17 protein-coding genes are annotated in these 21,603 nt (G+C 47.5%); 3 read left to right on the forward strand and 14 right to left on the reverse strand.

The genetic code is table 11. The annotated features are described in order from the left end of the window. Positions 1–11: 11 nt before the first annotated feature. The 14 genes from DBK98_RS13560 to DBK98_RS13625 all read right to left on the reverse strand — a co-directional run bounded on the left by DBK98_RS13560 (position 12) and on the right by DBK98_RS13625 (position 16,944). Positions 12–1,217 carry a glycosyltransferase family 2 protein gene (locus tag DBK98_RS13560; protein ID WP_005805306.1) on the reverse strand — a complete coding sequence of 402 codons (1,206 nt, stop codon included), beginning with the start codon at positions 1,215–1,217 and terminating at the stop codon, positions 12–14. Positions 1,218–1,236: 19 nt separating this feature from the next. Next, a complete protein-coding gene (locus DBK98_RS13565) occupies positions 1,237–2,091 on the reverse strand; it encodes a glycosyltransferase family 2 protein (RefSeq protein WP_005776892.1) in 855 nt (284 codons plus the stop codon). A gap of 51 nt (positions 2,092–2,142) precedes the next feature. Then, positions 2,143–3,054, reverse strand: coding sequence for an SP_1767 family glycosyltransferase (locus DBK98_RS13570; RefSeq protein WP_005776893.1), 912 nt, complete (start codon positions 3,052–3,054; stop codon positions 2,143–2,145). Next, positions 3,051–4,211, reverse strand: a complete 1,161-nt coding sequence (locus tag DBK98_RS13575; RefSeq protein ID WP_032536121.1) for a glycosyltransferase family 4 protein — start codon at positions 4,209–4,211, stop codon at positions 3,051–3,053. The genes DBK98_RS13570 and DBK98_RS13575 overlap by 4 nt, the downstream gene beginning before the upstream one ends. After that, complete coding sequence (locus DBK98_RS13580; RefSeq protein WP_032530882.1) at positions 4,208–5,323, reverse strand: glycosyltransferase; 1,116 nt, start codon at positions 5,321–5,323, stop codon at positions 4,208–4,210. The genes DBK98_RS13575 and DBK98_RS13580 overlap by 4 nt, the downstream gene beginning before the upstream one ends. Before the next feature lie 27 nt (positions 5,324–5,350). Continuing rightward, entirely contained in the window at positions 5,351–6,811 is a 1,461-nt protein-coding gene (locus DBK98_RS13585; protein ID WP_005776896.1) for a lipopolysaccharide biosynthesis protein, read from the reverse strand. A gap of 122 nt (positions 6,812–6,933) precedes the next feature. Next, entirely contained in the window at positions 6,934–7,878 is a 945-nt protein-coding gene (locus DBK98_RS13590; RefSeq protein WP_022011779.1) for a glycosyltransferase, read from the reverse strand. Between the two features lie 71 nt (positions 7,879–7,949). Continuing rightward, positions 7,950–8,129 carry a hypothetical protein gene (locus DBK98_RS13595; RefSeq protein ID WP_032530920.1) on the reverse strand — a complete coding sequence of 60 codons (180 nt, stop codon included), beginning with the start codon at positions 8,127–8,129 and terminating at the stop codon, positions 7,950–7,952. Positions 8,130–8,974: 845 nt separating this feature from the next. Then, complete coding sequence (locus DBK98_RS13600) at positions 8,975–10,186, reverse strand: glycosyltransferase family 2 protein (protein ID WP_032536122.1); 1,212 nt, start codon at positions 10,184–10,186, stop codon at positions 8,975–8,977. 43 nt (positions 10,187–10,229) lie between these two features. Beyond that, a complete protein-coding gene (locus DBK98_RS13605; RefSeq protein WP_032536123.1) occupies positions 10,230–11,120 on the reverse strand; it encodes a glycosyltransferase family 2 protein in 891 nt (296 codons plus the stop codon). 149 nt (positions 11,121–11,269) lie between these two features. Further along, complete coding sequence (locus DBK98_RS13610) at positions 11,270–12,619, reverse strand: O-antigen ligase (protein ID WP_032536140.1); 1,350 nt, start codon at positions 12,617–12,619, stop codon at positions 11,270–11,272. Then, on the reverse strand, positions 12,609–14,828 hold the full coding sequence (locus tag DBK98_RS13615; RefSeq protein WP_032536124.1) for a hypothetical protein: 2,220 nt from the start codon (positions 14,826–14,828) through the stop codon (positions 12,609–12,611). The genes DBK98_RS13610 and DBK98_RS13615 overlap by 11 nt, the downstream gene beginning before the upstream one ends. A gap of 13 nt (positions 14,829–14,841) precedes the next feature. After that, positions 14,842–15,591: a TolC family protein gene (locus DBK98_RS13620; RefSeq protein ID WP_032536125.1), complete on the reverse strand. Its 750-nt coding sequence runs from the start codon at positions 15,589–15,591 to the stop codon at positions 14,842–14,844. 135 nt (positions 15,592–15,726) lie between these two features. Further along, positions 15,727–16,944 (reverse strand): BamA/TamA family outer membrane protein, encoded by a 1,218-nt coding sequence (locus tag DBK98_RS13625; protein ID WP_032536126.1) that lies wholly within the window; start codon positions 16,942–16,944, stop codon positions 15,727–15,729. A 162-nt stretch (positions 16,945–17,106) separates the two neighbouring features. Here DBK98_RS13625 and DBK98_RS13630 point away from each other — a divergent pair, with 162 nt between their 5' ends. The 3 genes from DBK98_RS13630 (at position 17,107) to DBK98_RS13640 (ending at position 21,603) form a co-directional block, all read left to right on the forward strand. Beyond that, a complete protein-coding gene (locus DBK98_RS13630) occupies positions 17,107–18,504 on the forward strand; it encodes a C1 family peptidase (protein WP_032536141.1) in 1,398 nt (465 codons plus the stop codon). A gap of 534 nt (positions 18,505–19,038) precedes the next feature. Then, entirely contained in the window at positions 19,039–20,391 is a 1,353-nt protein-coding gene (locus tag DBK98_RS13635; protein ID WP_005776985.1) for a Na(+)-translocating NADH-quinone reductase subunit A, read from the forward strand. A 33-nt stretch (positions 20,392–20,424) separates the two neighbouring features. Beyond that, positions 20,425–21,603 (forward strand): NADH:ubiquinone reductase (Na(+)-transporting) subunit B, encoded by a 1,179-nt coding sequence (locus DBK98_RS13640; protein ID WP_005776987.1) that lies wholly within the window; start codon positions 20,425–20,427, stop codon positions 21,601–21,603.

The raw sequence follows: 21,603 nt of genomic DNA on the forward strand, positions 1-21,603 counted from the left end.
CTTCGTTTGGTTTATTGGTTTAAGGATTCTGTTTTCGTTCTTTGGGCTTTTTCCCATGCTCCTGTTCCTTTCATTTTACGAAGGTAGTTAACACCTTTCATCACGTTAATGTTCATAAACAGGAAATAATATGGGATGAATAACAGCTTGTTTTTTATTTGCCGGGCAGACAGGTAATAGCCTCCCATCGCTAAGATGTAGAACAATACCTGAAGTGCCAGAATGGTGCCGTACCAGATAGGAGAGCCCCCCATCAGCAGTATGGCAACGTTGAGCGGGAGCAAGGCGAACAGCAGCACCGGGGCCACCGACCACCGCAGCACCCTGTGTGATATATACTGGAAACTCAGCACTCCGTAACGGAAGGGATTGAGCAGTTCCCTCAGCCGCCAGACAGATTGCAGTCCGCCGGCGGCAATGCGCACCTTTCTTTTCTGCTCTTCGCCCATGTCTGCCGATCCGCTTTCGATGGCATATGCCCGGGTGCAATAGGCTATCTTGTATCCCTGCATGGCGATGCGCAGCGACAGGATGAAGTCATCCAGCAGTGTATCCGGTTCCATCACCGTGAACAGCTCCCGGCGTATGGCAAACAGCTCGCCTGCGGCTCCCACAGCCGAATACAGACGTGCGTCCAGTGCTTTCAGTGTCGATTCATATTTCCAGTATATGCCCTCGCCACCGGCTGCGGCTCCATCCTTTTCTTGCACGGCGATGCGTTTTTCTCCGGCCACGCATCCCACCCCCGGATCCTCAAAAGCCAACACGATTTCGCGTATCGCTTCCCGGTTCAGCATTGTGTTGGCGTCGGTGAATACCACAAGTGGCGTGTCCACCAGTGTCATCCCCCGTGTCATGGCAGCGGTTTTTCCTTGCCGCAGGGGTTGGAAGTGGACGGTGGCTTGCGGCCATGCCTTCAGTCGTTCGTTGGTAGAGTCGTTGCTTCCGTCGGTGGTCCACACAATGTGCAACTTGTCCTCGGGATAGTCCAGTTTCAGGCAGTTGCGCATTTTTTCGTCCACAACGTCTTCTTCGTTAAAGGCTGTGATAAAAAGTGTCACGTCCGGCAGCAGCTTGTCGGGCGGGAGTTGCCGCTTGACGGGTTTCACAGTGAGTTCTTTGAGCTTGACCAGTGTGTAAAGCAGTATTCCGTATCCCAAGTGGGTATAGAATACGAGGAAGAGGGCAAGCCAGAAAAGAATTTGTACGGTGATCATAGTATTTTTTATTTTAATTTTATTTAGGTTGAATCAGGTTGTCGTCTTCATCTTTATATTCTTTTCGGGAGGTGAATATTCCTCCTATGTTTCTGAGAGCATTGATCGCCCGCACTTTGAAACTGCCGGCTAATGATCCGTCAGCACTTATGGTGCCATATCCTGTGACCGCACGTGCCTTCTTTTTACGTATAAAGTATATTTTTCCATACTCTTTGAGCCGTAAGGCCAACGATCCGTCTTCACCCCGTTTGATGTCTGTGCGTATCCCTGTTTGGCGGGCGTAATCCGTGCGGTATGCGAATACCAGTCCTCTTACACTTAATTCCGGGCGTTTGATTGATTGTATCCATAGATGAATATCCCTGAGAAACTCATATACTTTTAATCCGGTCCGGGAGTGTTCTTTGTCGGGTATATAACTCCATAGTGAACTTACCGCCACAACTCCGGGACGCTCTAATGCGTTAACCATTGTCTCGACATAGTGCGGAGGGTACAAAGTATCGGAATCAATATTAATGTGATATTTTCCCCGCGCACGATTTAATCCGCAAAGTCGGGCGTGTCCGCAGCTGTGTTGATATTCTATCGCATATGGTACCCCTGTCGCTTCATAGATTTCTGCCGTCCGGTCCTTAGAATCATTGTCTGTCCCGATAATCTCTACCGGATATTTGCACTTCATCTCACTTAAGGACCACAGGCTTGCCAATAAACGTTTCTCTTCGTTATATCCTATGACGGAGACTGTAACAACCGGAGAATCCGACTGTAGCTTTCTCAAATTCTCACGAACTTCGTCAATGACATTTTGCGGTGCTTCAGCAAAAGGTTTTTCGTATACTTGCAAATATTTTGTATACCACTTCATCATTTACTCTTTTGTTACTTTTAATGTTTCAAATAATGTTTTTTTATTCTCTTAATTTATTTTTGTGATTATTTGTCTGTTATATTCTTCTCCCGCATCGGCTACTTGGCTTCCATTCAGGGCCTCGTTCACATATTTGCGTTCGAGTTTCACTTTGCGTCGCGCGCCCATACGCCACCATTCATATTCCACATCCACGTGCCCGATGTCGATAGCTTGGTATCCCGCTTTGAACAAATCGTAGGCCAATACTGTAGCTGTGGGGCCCAATGCGATCAGGAAGAGCACGTTTTTGTTTTGTTTGCATGCTTCTGCCCGGATGCGATTTATAGAGTTGAAAGCGTTACAGGGCGGGCATAAAATCCGGTGGATGCTCTGTGCATTGTCAAAGAGGTCGTTGCCCACCCCTAAACGGCTTTTTTCGCCTTCGATAAATATGATGTCTCTGCCTTCCCAAATGCCTTTCATGTCATGGAACCATTTCCCGCATTCTCTTTTCGATTTAAAATCCATATAAGGACGTGTGACAAATGTATTATAATAGGTTCGTCCGGGAAGTAATAGCCGGTCCCACCACGGGCCGTAGATAAAGAAGTGAGTGCGCCAGAATCTTCGCGCTTTCCGGTTGTAGCGTTCCAAATGCTGAAAAACATCGGATATGCATACTAAATGTTTATCATTATCGCTGGTCAACACCTCTTTGAGCCGCTGGGCCAGTTGGGGATTACCTTCTTGGAAACCAATTCTTTTGTGGGCGTTGGTCAATAACATTTCTCCGTCACCAAAGCGGCTGACGGAGCATCGGTCTTGTATTATTTTCCGGATCGTTTCATCTATTGATGCCACTTGAGGGATAATCTTTTGCCGTCTGCGGAGAACTATATACCAAAAGTTATACCACTCCACCGTACTGCCATATTTCAATTTATGGTATATCCGGGTTATAAGCTGCGTTATGTTCATGATAGTAGTTTTTTAAAGAGTTCGTCCCATTGTTGCATGATTGTATCCAGATGAAATTTTCGTATGCTTTGTTGTGCCTGTTTTCCCATCTGCTGTCGTTGAGCTTCATGCTCTATCAGGTAGATGATTTTTTCGGCCAGGGATTCGATGTTGCCGTTTTCGGCCAGCAATCCGTCTTTTCCGTCTGTAATGATGTCGCGTGGACCGCATGGGCAGGCAAATGCTACCGGAGGGATTCCACATGCCATAGCTTCTGTTATGACCATGCCAAACCCTTCATAACGTGATGAAAGTATGAAAATAGAACTTCGGCGCATTTCTGTTGCTATGTCATTGGTAATGCCGTTCAGATGGCATGTTTTTTCTATATCCAGTTTCCGGGCTTGTTCTTGATAAGCAGCTCGGTCGCCTGCGCCAAATATCTCCAGTTCCCAGTCCGGATGTTTACGGCTGACGATCTGCCATGCAGGCAGCAGTATGTCGAATCCTTTTTGGTAGGTGTATCGCCCGACGGCAATAGCCCGGTGTGCCGTCCCTTCGGCTGTATGCTCTACTTTAAAAGAGATCGGGTTGTATATGCGAATGACATTGTCCAGTTCCGGCCACATCTCTTTATCTTCATCTGTCAACACGACAAAACGGTCCAGCTTACGCAGTTTATTAATCAGTTGCCCGATCCATAATTCTGATAATTTCCGGCGGACGAAGTGTGGAAGGAACTTTTGGTGTTCCAGGCTGCGGTAATTATGCCGGCTGAAGTGGAATTCGCCGATTTTCAGGCTACCGTCTTTGATGGAAGTTAAGAAATTAATCTCTCGCCGCAAAACGGAAATTGTAATATCCGGACGGATTTGCATCAATGCCTCAGTCAACCGTTTCTTATAGATTCTTTGCAGTTGGCTGTATTTCCACAATCGCTGCCACAGATACTTGGCGGTTGTGTATATGTGATTGAAATTGAGGTCCAGATGGATGATGTGGACTTTCTCTGATAAAGGATAATAAGGAGGCAGTTCTTTATTTTCAGTCTGGATGACGTATATGTCATATCCCAAAACGTCGGCCAGATAGTTCATTTTTAATGTAAGTACCCTCTCCATGCCACTTGCGACAGTGAGTTCGGGGATACAGTAGGCTATTTTTATGGGTTGTTTCATAGTTCCTCGATTACATGTTTCATTTGCACTTCCCACGAAAGTTTATTCCGGATGGAGGCTCGTATGTCAGCCGGTCGGATCTCTTTTGCCGAATGGTAGAATCGGACCACTTGTCCGATGTCTACCGGAGATTCGTCTGCCGATATCTTCAGGATGTAGGGCATCGATTCGAAGTCCGCATCTGTTTCTGAATAGATGAAAGGGATACCTCTGGCAGCGTACTCGCGATTTTTCAGTGACCGCAGGTCTGTGATTCCGCTTCGATGGCGCCCCAGGCTGCCTATTCCTATTTGACATTGGTCGAATACCCGGTTCAGAGGTTCTCCGAACAAGGGGCCATGGAAGATAACGTTTTGTTCTATTGCCCCTTCCTCCACCAGGGCGTGGTATTCGTCGACGACTGCCGGTACGCCCTGACCTACGATGTGTAGCTTGACATCTTCCCGATGCTCGTGCCGGAGGTAGTGTGTCAATCCCCGGATGACACGGTCGAATCCGTGCCACGGGTGTATGGTGGCTACGGCTATCAAGTGCAGTTCGCGGGTAGTGGCAGTGCTCTGTTTGAGGGGAATGAAGTCAAAATCGATTCCATTGGATATTTGTATCGTAGGGCGGCCGAAGATGGTTTTGTGGTCTGAGAAAGTGACAAACTTATCGATTTGCGTGGCCATTAATCCACGTAAGCACTTGTCTGCCATTAATACACGCCGATATGCCCATGGAAGACCTTTGTATTCCTGGTCATAGGGATAGGTGGGTATTTCCATGACAACTTTTACGCCGGCCCGCTTGAGGCGCCACAACATGCAGATCAAAAAAGGAGTTGTATTGTGGTCGCTTCTTACATAAACCAGTTGCATTCCGTTTGTCTTTACATAATGGACGATGCTGTTTAATTCGGTGCGTTTCAGAATTTTTCCCCGGATTCCGTTGCCATAATCCCGGAGGACATGGTTATTTATCATCCGCCGTTTGTGGTCGTGGGCGTCATCCAGCCAACAGGTATCTACTTCCAAGCCACACGCTTTGAGTGCCTTTATCTGGTAACGGATTTTCTTGCTGATCCCGTTTGCCTCTTCGAATCCGTGGAAGATAAGAAACAGTGCTTTCATTGTTTGTTTTGTTTTTAAGATGGGCTTTCACCCCCTGCTTTTACGTTTGTTCAGGATGCCTTTTGCCTTGCCGATGATGTCATATTCACCGGTCAACTGTATGTAGCACCCAAATATACAGAAAAATATAATGCTTTTTACAATCAGGGTCAGAAAAATGTTGCCTCCTTCTGTCAGCAGGCTGAGCGGATAGAGTACGGCTATCAGCAGCACACTGACCGCTAATGGTGATACAAGCTGAACCGCGAAATGCCGCAGGCTGCGGTGCAGTGTCACCCGGTACATCATCCAGTAGCATTGCACAAAGTTGACGGTAAACGTCAGTGTGATGCACGTGGCTACGGCTTGGAGTGTGCCTATCCGGAAAATGCCCAGCAGGATGCCCGCCACGTTGAGTACCGATGAAAACAGGCCGCACACAAACAGGCTTTTCGTATCGCCTGCCGCCTGAAAGATGGATCCGGAGGAGGAGAGGACGATCTGTATGCCTACCGACAGCGTGAGTATCCGGAATATAGGGATGGAGGGCATCCATTGGTCACCGAACAGGATCAGGGTCACTTCGCCGGCCGTGAAGTACAGCAGCACGCTCAGCGGCAGTCCGATGAAGGCCAGAAAGCGGACAATGCGTTCGTAACCCGATGCCAGGCGTTCAAGGTCGTTCTGGTATTCGCTGAAGATGGGGTGCATCACCGGGGTGATCACCTGTGTGATGTTTTGTAACGGCAGCATCATCAGGCGGTACGATTTTTCATAATAACCCAGGGGAGACATTCCCATGTACTTGCCGATCAGTAGTTTGTCGAGGTTCCGGCTGAAGTAGTTGATGATGTTGAACAGGAACTGGTAGGCAGAGTAGGAGAATATCCGGCGCAACACGTCGAGCCCCAACGTAAGCCTCAGGCGCTGCGGATAGCGTCGTATGGAGACCACGAAAATCAGGATGCCCGACAGGATGGGCCCGATGACCAGCGCATACAATCCGGCTCCGCACAGAGCCGCCACTACGGCTGCCGCACCGGTGGCGATCTGTATGACGAAGCTTCGCAGGGCGATGAATTTGAATTCTTTGTTGCGGTAGAACAGTGCGTTGGGAACGATGGTGGCAGAGGCGAAAAACAGGTTGACGGCCAGCAGCTGGCACAGCGTCCGCAGTATTTCCCGGTCGTAGTAGGCGGCAATGGGCCACGAGGCAGCGGCGAAAAGCAGTGCCAGGCCGATGCCTGTCCAGATGGTGAAAGAAAAGAGTCCGGACAGGTTCTCCCGGGTCAATCCTTTGTGCTGGATGATGGCGGGTGACAGGCCTACGTCGGTGAACAGGTTGAAAAAGGCAATGATCACCGTGGCTATGGCCATCACGCCGAAGTCGTCCGGCGAAATCAGGCGTGCCAATACGCCCGCGACGACGAGTGACACCCCTATGCCGCTGTATTTGGCAAGGGCGGTATAGAATACTCCGGAGAAAAGTTGATGTTTGATAGACGTCATTCTTATGGTGTTTTTGAGTTTGGTTCACCACAGAGGACACAGGGTTTTAATCTTTTATTTATCAAGAAAATTAAGAGAAAGATATTCTCTGTGTCCTCAGTGTCCTCCGTGGTGAAATGGATTCATAACTTTTGTTTTTTTAGCATCAGCACCATCAGTGTCCGTGTGCTGACGTATCGTTTGTAATGCCGCAGGCAGAGCAGGCATAGCTTGAGGCGCTGTCGTAAAGGTAATGTATGGGCTTGCCATACGGCAGCATCGAGCATCTGTCGCAAAAAGAGGGATATGATGTAATGGCATTCTTTGGGATAAGTTGGGATTTTATTCAATAGTTCGTTGGTTACGGTAAGGTATCCCTCCATGTTTTTCCATGTAAATTTTCGGGTCATGATAGAGTCTGTTCTGACACGGCGGTGAAAAAACGCACGGCAGATGAATCCTATGTGTGAAGCATGCAGATAGGCTTGTGCCATGAAAAGTTGATCTTCATGCAATATTCCGGGATAGAATGAAAGCTTTTCAGTGCTGATAAATTCCCGTCGGAATAAGTTGAGGCAGACTGATGACTTAAACTTGTAGGTTTCTAATTGTTGTTTCAATATATCTGTGCCTTTATATGTTTTTTCAGATAGTCCTGAGGTTCTTTTATAATCGAAAGGCTTATTGCCTGTATTGGCTTCACCGCTAAAGGTTTCCGCATCAAAAAAGACGAAGTCGAGAGCCTCTGCTATACATTTGTTATAGCAAAGCTCAAGTGCGTCCGGCTCTAAGAGGTCATCACTATCCATGAAATAAATATATTCTCCGACAGCATATTTGAGGCCTTCGTTGCGTGTGACAGACAATCCTTGATTCGTTTGTCCGTATACCTGGATACGGCTGTCTGTGGCAGCTATCTTGTCTATAACTTCCCGGCTTCCGTCAGTCGACCCATCGTCTATCACGATTATTTCCAAGTCCGTCAATGTCTGCCGGCAAATGCTTTCAAGTGCTTCCTGCACGTAGTTGCAGGTGTTATATACAGGGATAATGACACTCACCTTGGGGTGCCCGTTAGGTTGTTCCATGTTGTTTGTATGAGGTACGGTTCAATAGAGCAAAGATACACAAAAAGATTTAAATAAAGTCTTTTTCTCCTTCAGGAAAAAGGTGAGGCCTGCATGATGATTTCGTTCAGTATCTCCCGGCAACTGATTTTCACTTCCGAGTTTTCTTCTATGAAAGCAATGTAGTAAGCGATGATGTCTGCCAGTTTTTCAGTCGACATGTTTTTGCCGTGCTCCAGTTTGCATAGCAAGCTGCGGCTTATTTCCATCATCTCGGAGGCCTGTGTGGTAGATAAATTCGCTTTTTTTCGTAAGCTTGCCAATAGTTCCGGGACAGTCTGGTGCGATTTATGATGCTGGGCCCTGGATTTGTTTCGGGAGCAGTGAGATCAGATGATAGTGAAAAATCGTCCTCCGATCGCAAATTCTGCTGATATATTTTAATATATCTTTTTTGTTTATTATTTATTTATGTGCAGGTTTTCATGTTGGCAGGTTTCGATGCAGTCTTTATAAACAGCTGATTGAAAGAGTATTGCGGGTGTGAAAGCATGCTGGTCTCCGTGTTGGTGTTTTGGAGGCTCTGGATGGTGGAAATGGAAGGTTCAAAAGGGAGTAAAAGAGGCTCTGTTTAACCTGGGTAGAGGGTGTGTTTCATCGGGAAAGCGCTGTGCTCTTTTGCACCGAAATGCACCAATCTGCACCACTTTTTTGTATTCTCTACTTCCAATGCTTAGCTTTGTCCGGTCGTTCCCCGAAAGGAAGGCATACTCTCAACTTTTTAAAATGAAATCTTATGAACATATTGACCGAAACTGTTTTGATTAAAAGATGGATCTTGATTCTCAAATCGGTGATTGCGTCTATTGCACCAACGATGAGCGTTTTTGAACAAGGAACGGTGAACGAGGAACAGAAGGAACTGCAAAACTCAGTGATAATTAACTATAGAGGCTTACAGAGTTTCGCAGAGGATGATTTATCACAGAAGCTCATAGAGTTCCAGTCTTTCGTTTATGGGTATCCAAAAGAAAATAAATTCTTTGTGTTCATCTGTGAAATTTGTGGCGAACTGAAACTCCGTGAAACTCAGTGTCACGGAGTGGTGATTTATCACTCACCCGTGTTCGGTATGTATGAATTTCTTGTTAGCTCCTTTGAGCCGGAACAGGTTAGCGATGGTTCCCAGTGCCAGCGAGGGTACTTGCATCAGTGCCTTCAGCAGTCTGCCGTTGAGCAGACGGGCGGGGACGGGAATGAACATGGCTGCCATCTGTGCTGCCGACAATATCCACCATTTGGGTGCCGCCTGCCAGCTCACTAATGTGGCGAGCAGTGTCAGCCCGAAAACGGCCGTCAGTTGCACCAGGCGCGGGGGGAGCATCCATTGGACGATTTTATTGGTCAAATCCGGTTCCGGCCACCATCGCCACCATCCCGCATCCTCCTTGACGTCTCTTATGAAGCGCAACGCCCTGAGCAGAATGCTGAATTGTGCTGCCATCCAGCGCCGGCGCTGATTCTTGATGTTCTCTTTCTTTTGCGTCTTCTCGTCGTAGACGGGCAGGTGATCCAAGTAGACGGTATGCATTTCGTACTCAATCAGCAGAAGCTCCAGCTCCTTATCTTCGCCCGCCGTTTTGAGTTGATCCACAGCCTCGTAATACCAGGAATACTGGAAAGCCATACCCGAACCCGCCAAGCCGGCGGACAATCCGAGGACATTGTGCCCTTTCCTGAAAAATCCGTTGTTGATTTCCTCGCTCACCCCGTCCAGCAGGGCGATGTCCGTATTCAGGTTTTTGCCTGTGCGGTGGGCTTGCATCGACTTTACTCCGGCAGAGTAGGCACGGTTTACTTCGGAAAGGAAACCGGGGACGGTTACGTTGTCGGCATCCATTACCACGGCGATGTCATACATGTAAGCCAGCCGGTAGTCGCTTAGCCCGCTTGCCTTTCCGTCCTCCTGGATGGCACGGATGGCCAGCAGGAGAGCTTTGGCCTTGGAACTGTCTTCGTAGGTGGCTGTCAGTAGGCGGATGGGGAGCTGCCGAAGGGCTTCGTTGGTGGAGTCCTGCATGTGGTCGGAGATGACGTATACATCGTACATCTCTTTGGGGTAGTCCTGTTCAAGGAAAGAGCGTACGGAGTCGATGATGACTTTGTCTTCCTTGTAAGCGGGGAAGAATACGGCGATGCGGTGCAACTTGTCCGCTTCCGGATAGATGGGGGAACGATAGAATTTGGAAGCGATGGCATACACCAGCAGATAGCTGACGCAGAGTGCCAGCGGAATGAATAAAATCCAGTCGATCAAGGTTAGTATCATAAGTCTGATATTGGGTTATTGTTTAAACATTTATACGGACGATTCAGCACAGCGTCCAGAAATCCTTCACTCCGCGCCAGACGGCCCCTGCTAACTTGGGCTGTCCTTTCAGGGCGAAGCGCAGGCTGTCTTTGGGAGCTACTACCAGCATCTGGTAAACGATGGACAGGCAACGTTCCATTCCCGACAGGTTGCGCCAGGCGTAAAGCATTCGGTTTCGCATCATGTAAAAAGCGCGAAGGGGGCTCTGCCTGCCGGTGCTTTGGCTCTCTTTATGGAAAACGGTGCAGCGCGGTTCGTACCAAAGCTGATAGCCGGCGCGCGTCATGCTGGTACACCAGTCCAGTTCTTCATAATAGAGGAAATAAATCTCCGGCATCAGCCCGGCTTTCCAGATGACCTCCCGTTTCAGCATCAGTGCGGCTCCATGAAGGTAGGCGCTGGGGCGGGGCGTGCTGAAAGTAGCATCGTCCGGACATCCCATACCCAAAGCCTTGTTGCGCATCGTATAGGGGCTCAACTTGGTGTAGCCGGCAAACTGGATGTTTTGCGGTGGGAAGGCGAAGCGGATCTTGGGTGATACGGCCCCGATGCGGGGGTTGCTCTCCAACCGTTCTATCAGGGCGGGCAACCCGTCTTCGGTCAGGTAAGTGTCATTGTTGATCAGGAACAGGTATTGTCCTTGCGCTATCTGTATCCCGAGGTTGTTGCCTCCCGCGAATCCGAGGTTCTTCTCGCTGCGGAGGGTACGCACAAAGGGGTATCGTTCCTGTATCATCCGGGCTTCATCTTGCCGGGACGCGTTGTCCACCACAATGATTTCGTAACTGACGGAGTGTATGGTAGTGCGTAGCGACTCTATCAGCTCACAAGTGTCATTCAAGCCGTTGTAGCAGATGGTGATAAAAGAGATGATAGGAGATGTTTGTTTCATTTATGTAACGGTTTTGAGTATTATTCACCACAGAGGACACAGAGAACACAGAGAATATCTTTCTCTTAAACATCTTAATAAACAAGAGATTAAAACTCTGTGTCCTCCGTGTAATCTGTGGTGAATCGTATTCATTTCTATTTCAATTATTAATAAAATTCTTCTTGCTCTGTCTTATTTTTCTTCTTTTTCAGTTCCTCTTCTTCTTTCTGCATCACGGGATCGATATAAGGACCCGCTATGCAAAGGGCGAAACCGGTATAAACGATAATGGAGTTGGGATATTGCATCACATCATTTACATAGGCGGCAACGAAGAAACCGGCAGCCATACAAAGCCAGGCGGCCAACAAGCCTCTCAAGCGCTTGTTCATCACCTTAAACATCAATAGCCAGGAACACCAGGCAAAGAGTACTCCATGAACAAGCAGATAGAGCACCAGTCCTATGATTCCCGTTTCTACCCATACGCTCACCAACCACGAATCGGGCGGGTAGTGCATCAGCTCCCGGGGCTGAAAACGTGCTCCTTTCGACAGGCCGAGCCCGTAACCGATGGGTCTTACTGCCATCAATGCTTTCATGTTGTTCTTATTCTCAACCCTTACTTGATAGGACGCATCTTTGTTGGGGCGGAAGGCAGAGCGCATTTTGCGGACATACTGGTTGCTGTCTCCGATATTAGTGAAGTAAAAAAATGAAAAGACGGCAAACAGTGAAACGACTCCAAGCACAAATCCTTTCCAGTTTTTAGAGATTAAAACATACAGCAGGATTCCTCCCAACGGTACGCCTACGGCTGCCCGGGTACCCGAGATGCCAATGCAATAAAGAGCGCAAAGGGTGATGACACCGAAGTATATCTTCATCCACTTTTTACGGACGAAGAAGGCGGACAGGCCGAATGTGGTGGCGGCCATGGCTGCGTGGACTCCATAGTTGGCTGCATCGGAAAAGCAGGAAAAATAGCGGATGCCGGACCAGATGATATGGGTGCGATATCCGCCCAATACGTAAAGAAAATAGAGTTCCCGTTCGTTGAAGCCGTGATTTTTTTGCCAGTAACCTTTCAGGGTGGCTATTAAAACGAAAACAGACCAAATCAGCAGCAGAGCTTCTATCCCTTTATAGTTACGGATGGTCAGGGGCACTAAGAATGCGCAAAGCAACGGATAGAAAAAGTATTGGGTGATGGCTATGTTCCAGGCTTCCTGCACGTGGTTAGGATTGCCTATTTCGAACAGGCAATAGAGCCCCCATATCAGGATAAGTCCTGCCATTAAGTTTCTTCCCCGTTTCCAGTCTGTACTCCGGCTGCTGCATCTGCCTAAAGCAATCACACCCAATACGGTAACTATCGGAAGAGTGACCAGACCCATTTTGACAGACATGAACATCCCCATCAACATCAGTATCAACTGAGAGGCAAACAAAAGATAAAAAACGGGCTCGGATGTATCCGGATCCCGTTCTTTATAGATTTCTTCATCATTCGTCATCATCGTCATCCTGGAGATTGTCTTTGGAGGTTTTCTTGCTGCGGAGGCGGTATAGAGACCTTTCTGTCAGTGCGAGTTGAGAGATCCGATACATCTGTTTGCGCATCCAGGTATATGGCGGAAGCATACCGGTGTAAGTCTCTACTTCGTACTTCGGCGCGCGGTTGAGGTAGAAATAAGGAGGCTTTCCTATCTGTAACCTGAGCTTTTGGAGTAATACCTTGTCAGTCGCCTTCCAACCAAGGATAGCCGAAGCAATCAATAAGTTCAATTGAGCTTCTTGCAACAAGGGTGTCGGTATGTTTATTTGCTTCAGATTGCGGTATTCCACAATCACGATTTCTTCGGACTGAGGCGTATAGATGTCTTTCAGACTTTGGGATAATATGAAGCCGGGTGAACCGGAGTCGAAATCAATCCCGTCGGTCAGCAGTCGTACTTTCAGGCCAAGCGATTCCCAATAGTTCTTAAGGCGCTCTGCCAAATAGGACTTGCCACTGCCTTCTTCGGTACTGAGAAGATTGAGAATAAAAGGAAGCCCTTCTGCTCGTCCGGTAAAGAAACGTTGAATAGCGGTGCCCATATAACGGGTGGCCATATCCTCACATTGTTTATTGACGGGACCGGGCTTCATGGGAGCAGGATAGGAGCCCAGTACAATGCCGCCTGTCAGCTTGCGCGTACGGGTCGTGTCACGCAGAGTGCGGTCAATCAGTTCTATCAATAGGAATACTGCCACTAAAAAGATAAAGGTGCCGACACATGCCATCGCTACAATTTTCCGGCGTCCTACAGATTCTTGATTGATCGGATAGGCAGGCGGATTGAGCACTTTCAGGATGGCGGCTGTCATCTCCAGATTCTTTTTGCGCAATAGGGCATCGTTATAGCTCTTTAAATTGGTCAGGTAGCTCTGTTCAGTAAAGTTGATGATGCGTTCTTTGCGCTTAATGGTGGTGCCCACCGGAGCGAAGTGAGTGTATTTCGCATTCAGGTCGTTACGGCTTTTTTGTACGATTTTCAGTTCGGCTTTCGCTTTTTCAAAAAGCAGCAGTTGGTCGAGCCACTGTTCCACGATGGTGTTTCGGGCAACTCCTTCTTTGGAATGTTGTCCGTTCACGTATCGGCTGGCAATGCTTGACAATTCTTTCCGATTCTGCGCTAAGCGGTCTTTGTAGGCTTGGAGCTTGGTTCCGGTACTGTCACTTGGCGATGAAATTGTTTCCATCTCAGTGATTTTTCCGGTTAAATTGCTCGTCTGCTTTAGCTTATCCACTAACTGCACGTTATGGATCAGTAGCTTGGAGTTTGCATCCATCTGTCTCTCGAGTTCCATAAGCATCGCTTTCGAACTGTTGTAAGCAAACTCGACATCTTGTTCGCGCAATTCAAATTCTTTATTGATGGCAGCTATCTCTTTGGTCTCGTCATAATAATTGATAATCCGGTTGTCCACGTTATATTGAGTCAGATTATCTTCCTGTCCGGCAAGTTCTTTGCCGATGCGTTTCAATTCAGCTTCAAAGTATTCAATCACTTTATCGGTGCCTCCGTAACGGAGTGCCTGATATTCGTTGACAAATTCCTTCATCAGGATGTCAATCGTATTATAGGCAATGCCCGGATCACCGGACTGATAGCTGGTCTTGATTAAATCACTGTTTCCCTTACGTTCTACTTTGATCTTCTTCAGGGCTTGAAAGCTGTAAAATACATGCTGAAAATAAAACAATCCGTAAATGTAATTTTCTTTGTCCGGACGTTCATATTTCATGAAGTTCTCCATGGTCTTGTCTTCGCTGTTCCGATCAATCAAGGCAACCAGCGCTTTACCATCCTTGCTGTTCTTCATGTGATTGTAAGTATAATTATAGCTGGAGGCGGTGATTCCTTCGTTGTCTTTATCCGGCCTCCCTTTTACCAGGACGCGTGAGAAAAGACGTAGGGAGACACGCTTCAGGGTACTTTCCGATTGTAGGATATTGACCAGGTTGTCCATTGAGTTTTGAGCCAACGCCCAGTCTACTTTAGTCTCTTCTTCAATGCCATAGCCCGATACAACCCCTGTATAAAGAGTGGATTCCACATTGTAACCTCCCTGCATCCGTCCTATACGGAAATATACAAAAGCGGTAATAAGGGCCGTACCCAACAGGATCCACCATTTCACGCGATAGAGGGAACGGAGCAGATAAAATACATAGTCCATAATGTATAATTGTTTATTTTCTTAAAATAGGTGTACGGGTGATGACTTCCAGAATCATCAGGCTTTTGGTTACTTCAAACTTACTTTTTTCGAAAGCTTCTAATGCAGCGGATTGTCTTTGCTTCTCGACAGACAAATTTCCCGTGTCAATGATGTTGTTTACAAAATTCTTCTCGGCTACATCATACTGCATAGTTGCTAACTCCAAGGCTTCCGCCCGCAGTTTTAATACATTGAGTTGAGAGGTTGCGGTTGCGTACATTTCGATGATTTCCCGCTTCATCTCTTCAAACTTTACTTCCCGTTCCAAGGCAGCGGCTTTTACATTCAGCTTCTGGCGTTTAACGCGAGGAGACAGATCGAATAATTCGTCAAAGGGGATGTTGATAGCGCCACCTATCGTATACATGGTTTGTTTGGATGTATTGTAGTTGTACATGATGGGCGTAGATACATCAGTAAAGGTATTATCCATACCTACTTTTCCCCACTGATAACTACCCCGGGCACTGAAGAACTTCAGGAACGCGCGTCTTTCCTTGGCCAGCAGTTTGCGCTCTATCTGCTCTTTTACACCGGCCAGTTCATAGATCGGTCCTCCTTTGGCATTTTCGAACAGAAGGTCGAGTGGGGGGAGGGAAATATTAGTATAGTCTTCCGTAGTCAGTTTAGAGTAATCGCTGGTTTCCTGCGCATATACAAGAGAAGCTGCACCAAATAAGAGTAGGGGTATACTAATGAATATGAATAGGATTCTTTTCATAAACGGGTATATTTATTTGTATATATTGTCTGTATGCTTGTGAAATCTGTGCAAAGATAAGACAAATCTGCAACTAATGCCCTAAATATACCCCTTTTTTTTATAAATATAGCATTGAATTTGAATATAATTTATTTAAAATGCCTCGGTCATGTTGAAATAGAACAGGTTTTGTTTGTTCACCATGTTGCGTCCCAGGTCGAGACGGACGTTCATACGGGGCTGTACTTCTATGCGGAGACCCACGCCCATGTTGGGCAGAACACCCTCTATTTTTCCCGGATTGGGACCCATAAATCCGCATCCGGCCCAAGCCACATAGCCTACATGGCTGAGCATGCGTTTCACCCAGTTGCCCTTGTCCGTATTGATCATCTGGCGATATTCGGCCATGACGACGTGTGACGATTTATCGCGGTATTGCCCCATATAATATCCCCGAAGGTCGAACGGAGTGCCGCTTAGCGCGTATTTATTGAGTGGAACGTCGCCAAATACGTTTTTACTTTGGGCGGTCCATGCAAGCACACCGCGTTTGCGCAACGTTTTGTACTGGCGGTAGTCTATCTCCAAACGGTAGAAGTTGTTGTCGCTTCCCAGGAATTTTTGGTACATCATGCCTCGGAAGTCGAGATACATGCCGCGATAGGCATTGGCGGGTACGTCGCGTGTATCATAAGTCAGCAGGAAACCGACACCTGAACTGAAGTTCTTGTAGCCTTTCTCTGTGCCGCCGGCCGCTTTATAAGAGGGTTGGTCGACAAGGTATTTGGCCGGATCGTACATGTGGTCATAATTGAGGTCGACTTGCGGACCGGCAAAGAAGTTGCTTTCGCCCAGGCGGAACAGGAACCAAGGGTTGATCTGCAATCCGCTGTAACGATACTGGCTGGTGGTGTCGCTGCGCACATAATCCTTATTGGTACTGTAACCGATGCCGTAAAAGTTTTCCTGTGTGTTTTTATAACTGAACTGTCCGAAAATACGGAAACGGTCGCCCTTAAAGAAAAGTTGCGGCTTGGAGAACAGGTTGAGTCCGCCATTGAACATCAGGGCAATGGCTACGGGCACTACAGAGCGCTGCTGGGTGGTGTCGCTGGGATTCATCCGGAAGGTCATCAACCCGCTGCCGCCAATCAGCAGACCGAAATCGGGAGTGTAGCTGGGACCTCCGAGAATATTGTAGTGAAGGTTACGGCGGGCCACCCGCTGACGTCGTAGTTCGCGCTTGGATAGGGCGGGAATGCTGTCTTGATTTGTCGTGTCAGTGCTGAGCGTAGTGCCTTCTTCTTGAGCCACAGTGAATGTGGCGGGCATGATCGCCATCAATATACCTATTATATATTTTTTCATTGCTTTGTACGAATATGGGTGCAAAGGAAACTATTTTATTTGGATTAGTTTTCATTCGAATAGATAATAAATCTAAATACTGTGACAAAAAATCCGGAAAAGGATGCTATTTTTGCAAAGAAAAAGGAGAAGGCTCCTTTATTAACCAAATTACTTTACCACATGAATAAACGAATATTATCTGTTTTTGTTCTGAGTGCCGCATTCTTAAGTGTGTATGCACAGCAGGACAAGGGAGGTATCAGCCCCGAAATGCTGAACCGGATTAAACAAAACTACCAGGGCACGACAACCGACAAGGCCATCCGTAACGCGATCGGTAACAACGATATCCGTAAGTTGGCTCTGAATCAGGACAACCTGAAGGGAATGGATACCCATTTTTCTATTAAAGTAGACTCAAAAGGAATTACAGACCAGAAATCGTCCGGTCGTTGCTGGCTGTTCACCGGCCTGAATGTGATGCGCGCCAAAGCCATCGCCCGGTACGGACTCGGATCGTTTGAGTTTTCTCAGAATTACAACTTCTTCTGGGATCAACTGGAGAAAGCGAATCTTTTCCTGCAAGGTGTCATCGACACCCGTGAGAAGCCGATGGACGACAAAATGGTGGAGTGGCTGTTCCGTAATCCGCTGAGTGACGGAGGTACGTTTACAGGTGTAGCCGACATCGTTTCTAAATATGGTCTGGTGCCCAAAGAGGTGATGCCTGAGACGAACAGCAGCGAGAATACATCACGTATGGCTGGGCTGATTGCTGAAAAATTGCGTGAATTTGGTCTGCAACTGCGTGATCAGGCTGCAAATGGAGACAAACTGCCTGCGCTTGAAAACAGTAAAACGGAAATGCTGGGCACCGTATACCGCATGCTGGTGCTGAATCTGGGGGTTCCGCCTACGGAGTTTACCTGGACGCGTAAAGATGAAAAAGGAAATCCGGTGGAGACTGCACAATACACACCGATATCGTTCCTCGAAAAATACGGCGACAAGAATCTGCTGGACAATTACGTGATGCTGATGAACGATCCGAGCCGTGAATATTATAAGTGTTATGAAATCGACTTTGACCGTCACCGTTATGACGGACGTAACTGGACGTATGTTAACCTGCCGGCCGATGAAATCAAGGAGATGGCCATCGCTTCGCTGAAGGATAGTACGATGATGTATTTTTCGTGTGATGTAGGTAAATTCTTGAACTCGGAACGCGGGTTGCTGGATGTGAACAACTATGACTATGCTTCGTTGATGGGTACCACTTTCGGTATGGATAAGAAACAGCGTGTGCAGACATTTGCCAGTGGATCGAGCCATGCCATGACTCTGATGGCGGTAGACATTAAGGATGGCAAACCGGTGAAATGGATGGTGGAAAACAGTTGGGGAGCTGCCAATGGCTATCAGGGACACTTGATTATGACGGATCAGTGGTTCAACGAATATATGTTCCGCCTGGTGGTAGAAAAGAAATTCGCAACTTCCAAAGTGTTGGAAGTTCTGAAGCAGAAACCTGTTCGTTTGCCTGCCTGGGACCCGATGTTTGCTCCGGAAGAGTGAAAGGAACGCTGACCGATGAACTCTGAATGATAAACGGTCAACAGGTTTGTGTATTGCCTTCATTCTCCCCCGGTTTATAAGGGGAGCGTCCTTTGGGGGGGAGAGGAGATTGAATACATATCTTTATATATCGATTGAAGGGTTCAAAACGATCGACGCTAAATAAAAAGGGGTGTAGCTGTCCTCCGCGGATGGCTACACCCTTTTGCTGTTGGGGCTACACCCTTTCATCCATAGGGCTACACCCTTTTACAACTAAGGCTATACCCTTCTTTCCGGATGGCTATGTCCCCCCATAATTTATACTTTCCGGCATCCCCTGTTCGCCGTCAATAATTCATTCAGCATAGCCTGTTCCTCGTTCTTTGTTGACCGTTCATCAGTGATAATTTTAGCCTTTTTAGTATCTTTGTGATCGTTAACGATGCTAATTAAAGAAATATCTCCTTAATTCCTTTCACATTTCCTCTTTATTCACATTATTATTTATTACTTTTGCGGGCAAATTATGAAACCATTATTTTATATAATCACATGGCAAATGTAATAAAGTTACGTAAAGGCCTTGACATCAACCTGAAAGGAAAAGCTGCTGAAGAGCTCTCAACGGTGAAAGAACCGGGATTCTACGCACTCGTACCCGATGATTTCCCAGGAGTGACTCCGAAGGTGGTGGTGAAAGAACAGGAATATGTGATGGCCGGGGGACCCTTGTTTATCGACAAGAACCATCCTGAAGTTAAATTTGTTTCGCCCGTTAGCGGCGTTGTAACAAGCGTGGAGCGCGGTGCACGCCGTAAGGTGCTGAACATCGTGGTTGAAGCCGCTGCTGAGCAGGATTATGAAGAATTCGGCAAGAAGGACGTATCCAAACTCGACGGTGAGGCTGTGAAAGCTGCACTCTTGGAAGCTGGTATGTTTGCATTTATGAGACAGCGTCCGTATGACGTGATTGCCGATCCGACAGTCGCTCCGCGGGCTATTTTCATTTCTGCTTTCGACAGCAACCCGCTGGCACCCGATTTTGAGTTCGCTCTGAAAGGGGAAGAAGCTAATTTCCAGACTGGACTGGATGCCCTGGCTAAGATCGCCAAGACGTATCTCGGTATTAGCAGCAAACAAAAAACGACAGCCTTGACACAGGCTAAAAATGTCACGGTAACCGTATTTGACGGACCGAACCCTGCCGGAAATGTAGGGGTGCAAATCAATCATGTAGCTCCTGTGGTGAAAGGTGAAACCGTGTGGACCATCGGCGCAGAAGCTGTGATCTTCATCGGACGTCTGTTCAATTCCGGACGGGTGGATCTGACACGCACTGTAGCCGTTACAGGCTCTGAAGTCCTGAAACCGGCTTATTGCAAACTGAAAGTAGGTGCATTGTTGACCAATGTGTTTGCCGGAAACGTGACAAAAGATAAGGAGTTGCGTTACATCAGCGGTAATGTGCTGACAGGCAAGCAGGTGAAACCAAACGGATTCCTCGGTGCTTTCGACAGTCAGTTGACCGTGATTCCCGAAGGCGACGACATCCACGAAATGTTGGGATGGATTATGCCACGTTTCAATCAGTTCAGCGTGAACCGTTCGTATTTCAGCTGGTTGATGGGGAATAAGAAAGAGTATGTGCTCGATGCCCGTATCAAGGGAGGCGAACGCCATATGATCATGTCCGGCGAATACGACAAGGTGTTCCCGATGGACATTCTGCCTGAATTCCTGATTAAAGCAATCATTGCCGGAGACATCGACCGCATGGAAGCTCTGGGTATCTACGAAGTAGCGCCCGAAGACTTTGCTTTGTGTGAGTTTGTCGACTCTTCGAAACTGGAATTGCAACGCATCGTTCGTGCCGGACTCGATATGCTTCGTGCTGAAATGATGTAATTCATAACACATAATTTATATAATTCATAATTAATGAAAGCGTTAAGAAATTATCTCGATAAGATAAAGCCGAACTTTGAAGAGGGCGGCAAACTCCACGCGTTTCGTTCGGTGTTCGACGGTTTCGAAACATTCTTGTTCGTGCCAAACACCACTTCGAAATCGGGAGCGCACATCCACGACTCGATTGATAGCAAACGTATCATGTCGATTGTGGTTATTTCGTTGATACCGGCTTTACTGTTCGGTATGTACAACGTAGGTTACCAGCATTTCACTCACACCGGAGCTCAGGGTGGTTTCATCGAAATGTTCATTTACGGTTTCCTGGCCATACTGCCTAAGATTATCGTATCTTATGTAGTGGGTCTGGGCATCGAGTTTGTCGTAGCACAGTGGAAGAAGGAAGAAATTCAGGAAGGTTTCCTCGTTTCGGGTATCCTGATTCCGATGATCGTACCGGTGGACTGTCCGTTGTGGATTCTGGCGGTAGCTACTGCATTTGCTGTTATCTTCGCTAAAGAAGTATTCGGCGGTACAGGTATGAACGTGTTCAATGTTGCGCTCGTTACCCGTGCTTTCCTATTCTTCGCATATCCTACCAAGATGTCGGGTGACGCCGTTTGGGTGGCGCAAGACAGTATCTTCGGACTGGGTAATACGGTAGACGGACTGACAGCGGCCACTTCGTTGGGTGTAGCATCTACTGCTACCGATCCGAACGGGTTCCCGGCTTTCTCGTGGGATATGGTGACCGGTCTGATTCCGGGCTCTATCGGTGAAACCAGTGTGATTGCTATTCTGATTGGTGCTGCTATCCTGTTGTGGACAGGTATCGCAAGCTGGAAAACGATGCTTTCCGTATTCGTAGGTGGTGCTTTTATGGGCTGGATTTTCAATGCTGTAGGTCCGGACACTGCCATGGCTCACATGCCTTGGTACGAACACCTCGTGCTGGGTGGTTTCTGCTTCGGTGCCGTATTTATGGCTACCGACCCTGTGACTTCTGCACGTACGGAGACCGGTAAGTATATCTTCGGATTCCTGATCGGTGCGATGGCCATCATCATTCGTGTGCTGAACCCCGGTTATCCCGAAGGTATGATGCTCGCTATCCTGTTGATGAACATCTTCGCTCCGCTGATTGACTACTGTGTGGTTCAGAGCAACATCAAACTGCGTGAAAAACGCGCTATTAAGTCTAACAATTAA

It is taken from the genome of Bacteroides sp. PHL 2737 (assembly GCF_004115325.2).
Taxonomy (GTDB): Bacteria; Bacteroidota; Bacteroidia; order Bacteroidales; family Bacteroidaceae; genus Bacteroides; species Bacteroides hominis.